The 316-nt window shown below is 70.3% G+C and carries 1 pseudogene; it reads right to left on the bottom strand.

Going from position 1 to position 316, the window contains the following annotated elements:
* Window positions 1-316: pseudogene (locus GBG68_RS14220) on the bottom strand (protease modulator HflK); the annotation flags it as partial.

Genomic DNA, 316 nt, shown 5'->3' with positions numbered 1-316 from the left:
GAGGAACCGCCCAAACCGTCATCCACGAAGGCGCTGCCGCCACCGCTGTCGGTATTGGCGGCGCCGGCGGGGCGAGCGCTGCGCTCCATCATCTTGTCCAGCGGCAGGTACCTCAGCGGCTGACCGCCTTCCACGCCCACCAGGATCTTGCTGGAGCGGCTGAGCACCTGCTCCATGGCGGCCAGATACAGTCGCTCGCGGGTCACCTCCGGCGCCTGCTGGTATTCGCTCACCAGGTCCACGAAGCGGCTCCCCTCACCCTGGGCCTCGGCCACCACCCGCGCCCGGTAGGCTTCGGCCTCCTCGGTGGCGCGAG

This window comes from Alkalilimnicola sp. S0819, from assembly GCF_009295635.1.
Taxonomy (GTDB): domain Bacteria; phylum Pseudomonadota; class Gammaproteobacteria; order Nitrococcales; family WHIW01; genus S0819.
Note: the sequence above shows the minus strand (reverse complement) of the source record. Positions and strands in the feature narration are given on the sequence as shown.